Source organism: Arthrobacter sp. Hiyo1 (assembly GCF_001263615.2).
GTDB lineage: Bacteria > Actinomycetota > Actinomycetes > Actinomycetales > Micrococcaceae > Arthrobacter.
In genome coordinates, this window is record NZ_DF952470.1 from 205437 (window position 1) to 208907 (window position 3471).

2 protein-coding genes, 1 tRNA gene and 1 pseudogene are annotated in these 3471 nt (G+C 63.5%); 2 read left to right on the forward strand and 2 right to left on the reverse strand.

Annotated elements, in window-relative coordinates:
• Positions 1–50: 50 nt before the first annotated feature.
• Positions 51–1418: an MFS transporter gene (locus tag AHiyo1_RS09885; protein WP_059388458.1), complete on the reverse strand. Its 1368-nt coding sequence runs from the start codon at positions 1416–1418 to the stop codon at positions 51–53.
• A gap of 250 nt (positions 1419–1668) precedes the next feature.
• Between AHiyo1_RS09885 and AHiyo1_RS09890 the strand changes: the two genes are divergently transcribed.
• Complete coding sequence (locus AHiyo1_RS09890) at positions 1669–2412, forward strand: FadR/GntR family transcriptional regulator (protein WP_059388459.1); 744 nt, start codon at positions 1669–1671, stop codon at positions 2410–2412.
• Positions 2413–2451: 39 nt separating this feature from the next.
• Here AHiyo1_RS09890 and AHiyo1_RS09895 read toward each other — a convergent pair.
• Positions 2452–2522 (reverse strand) — tRNA-Cys (locus AHiyo1_RS09895).
• Positions 2523–2734: 212 nt separating this feature from the next.
• On the opposite strand from AHiyo1_RS09895, the pseudogene AHiyo1_RS24665 reads away from it, so the two are divergent.
• A pseudogene (locus AHiyo1_RS24665) lies at positions 2735–3471 on the forward strand (hypothetical protein); the annotation flags it as partial.

Consider the following 3471-nt stretch of genomic DNA (forward strand, 5'->3'; position numbering starts at 1 on the left):
GGCTCAAAACGACAACAACTGACTAGTCAGTTGGGCGGGCCGGGCGCGGGTTAGGGCTGGGTTTGCTGGCCGGCGACTGCAGGGTCAAGAGTCTCGATAGGGGCGCCCTTGATGGCTTTTCCCCGGCGGCTGAGGACGACCATGAGGATCGAGGAAAGGAGCATGAAGCCACCCACCACGAACATGGGCACCACGTAGCTTCCCGTCCAGTCCTTGAGCCAACCCGTGATGTAGCCGGCGCTGAAGCCTGCGAGGTTGCCGACGGTGTTGATCAGCGCGATTCCGGCTGCGGCCGCCGCCCCGGTGAGGAACTGCGTGGGCACCGTCCAGAAGTTCGGCAGTGCCGCGAAGATGGACATGGCGGTGATGGTGATGACGGCGATCGTCGCAGCCGGGGATCCTGCGAACAGCGCCAGCGGGATACTGACGGCGCCGGTCAGTGCTGGAAGTGCGATATGCCATGTCTTGACGCCGCGTTTGGTGGCGTCCCTCGACCAGAAGTACAGGGCGACGGCGGCAGGCAAGTACGGGATGGCCGTGATGAGGCCTTGCTGGAAGACGTCGAATTTCGTGCCGAACTGGGACTCGAAGCCCTTGATGATGGTCGGCAGGAAGAACCCGAGGGCGTAGAGGCCGTAAATGAAGCCGAAGTAGATCAGGGAAAGCATCCAAACGCGGCCGTTGCCGAACACGGTGCGGACGCTGACGTGCTTGTTGCTGGCAGAAGTCGCCGCCTTTTCCTTTTCGAGCGCACCGGTCAGCCAGGTCTTTTCCTCCGACGTCAGCCACTTGGCCTTGGCGGGGGAGTCTGCCAGGTAGAACCAGGAGATGACGCCGATGGCGATCGCCGGGATGGCGACACCGAAGAACATGAACCGCCAGCCCTCAAGGCCGAAGAACACGCCGTGCTGCTGGATCAACGCTCCGGCCAGTGGAGCGCCGATCACCGTGGTCAACGGCTGTGCCAAGTAGAAGAGGGCGAGGATCTTGCTTCGGTGTTTTGCGGGGACCCAGAGGCTCAGGAAGAGGATGGCGCCGGGGAAGAATCCGGCTTCCGCCACACCCAGAATGAAGCGCAGGACGTAGAGCTGGTCCACGTTGCCCACCCAGGTGAACACGAGGGACACAATGCCCCAGCTGACCATGATTCGGGCCAGCCAGCGGCGCGCGCCGAACTTGTGCAAAGCAAGGTTGCTGGGAACCTCCAGCAGGATGTAGCCGATGAAGAAAACTCCGGACGCGAAACCGAACTGCGCTGCGGAGAGCGCCAGGTCCTTGTTCATGCCGTTCGGGCCGGCGAACGAGATGGCCGTCCGGTCCAGGTAATTGATGAAGAACATCAAGGCGACGAACGGCACCAGCCGGATCGCGACTTTCTTGATGGCCGATCTTTCGACCACCGATTGTGTGGTGTCCACATTGACTCCTAGAGGTTGCCGGAGCGCGTTGTCCTTCTGTGGACCAGGCGGCTCGGGTTTTCTTAGTGCCGATCCGTGGACTTCGATGCCTCAGGACCGAGCTAAGCGTGTGATAAAAACCATAAACCCCAGAGAGTAAATTGGTCAACCGGTTGACTGATCATAATTTTCGCGCGCCGGGCGCGCGTGACCCCCGCACCTACGAATTCGGTGCGGGAGAAATTGGTCATCCGGTTGCTACGCTGTGAAGATGTCAGCGAATTCCGCCGCCGCAGCGGCCCACATGACGGCAGCCCTTGCTCCGATAGAGCACGGCTCCGTCGTCTCCGAGGTCGCCGAGAGGCTTCTCGCGTACTTCACCAGCGGCGACATAGCGGCGGGAACCCGGCTCCCGGCCGAGCGCCAATTGGCGGCTTCGCTCGGCGTCGGGCGTTCGGCGGTTCGCGAGGCGTTGGCCGCGTTGGAAATCCTCGGCATCGTCATCGTCCGTCCGGGGTCCGGAACCTACTTGCGCGACGGCGTCTCCGAACTTCTGCCCCGCACCCTCAGTTGGGGACTCATGCTCGGCGAGCCGCGCACACGCGAACTCGTGGAGCTGCGCAGTGGATTGGAGGTCCAAGCGGTTCAGTTGGCCGCGGCCCGCATTACCGACGAGGCCCTGGAGCGAATGCGAGCCAACCTTGATTCGATGGAGGCCGGGCTGGATAACCTCGCGGTTTTCGTCGAGGCCGACGCCGCGTTCCATAAGGAAATCGCGTCCGCTTCCGGGAACCAGGTCCTCCAGGAACTCCTGCAGAGCATTAGGTCGCTCTTGCGAATCTGGGTGGACCGGGCACTGACCGATGAAGGCCATGCCGCCGCCGCGCTCGCCGAGCATCGCGCGATCTTCAAGGCGCTCGAGTCCCGGGACGCCGACTTAGTGACAGAGGCCATGGTCTCGCACATGGGCACAGCGTCCCGCCGCCTGCTGGCGGGCTACGACGCCGCCCAATAGCTCGGCCCTTGGGCGTTTCGCCCCAGGACAACACACGAGACGTGGTGGCGGGATTCGAACCCGCGTGCGCTGCTTTGCAGGCAGCTCCCTGGCCTCTCGGGTACACCACGTGCATCGAGGTTAGGCAGGCCGCGGCGCGCGAACCAATAATGGTTTCGAAGCCTTTCGCCGGGTTGCGCGGCGTTGCTCCAGGTGACCTCCCGCGACGCTAATTGCAGCGCGCGAGTTCTGAAATATTGGTCAACCGGTTGACTCATCGCATGACGCCCATCACAATTGATTCCGACCCCGCTTACTTCTGTCCCCGCTGCAAAGGCCCGCTGTGCTCAACGACGAAAACCACGCCAGGCTATTCGCCCCATCGGAAACGGTGGAAGCGGCAGCCTGGCGGGCCGAATTGCGCAACGATGAACTCTCGGACATCACGTTCAATGGCATGCCAGTACTCCGGGCCGTTCGCGCAGTGGTCCGCGACCACGACTGGCGCACCCTCGTGCCCACGGTCAGCAGGGTCGCGCAACACTCCCGCGACGGCGGTGTCACCCTCCTGCTCGACATCGACTTCGCCGGTTTCGGCTCCAGCTACACCGGCGAGCTCGCCATTCACCTCATCAAGGACAGCGTCAAAGTGACGTTCGACGGCGTCGCTCCCGCTGCCTTCCGCAGCAACCGGATCGGACTCGTGGTCCTGCACCGCCCAGACGACGCCGGCCGCGCGGTGACCATCGGCAGTCCCGGTGGCGCCAGCACGCCGTCGTCCTTCCCCGTGGACATCAGTCCGCACCAGCCCTTCCTGGACCTTTCTTCCATGGAGTGGGAGCGCGACGGAACCCGGTTCAGGCTCGACTTCCACGGCGACGTCTTCGAGACCGAAGACCAACGGAACTGGACAGACGCTTCCTTCAAGACGTACAGCACGCCGCTGTCCAAGCCGTTTCCGGTGGAAGTTTCCGCCGGCGATCGCGTCCACCAGTCGGTGCTCCTGACGGTGACTCCCGGGTCCGCGACGGCGGTTCCGCGGCCGGCCTCGAAAGGCGTCTTCACGGTGCTCGACGGCGG

Excerpts from the sequence above, each read along its gene's own strand:
- AHiyo1_RS09890 (WP_059388459.1), top strand. The coding sequence starts at position 1,669 with ATGTCAGCGAATTCCGCCGCCGCAGCGGCCCACATGACGGCAGCCCTT.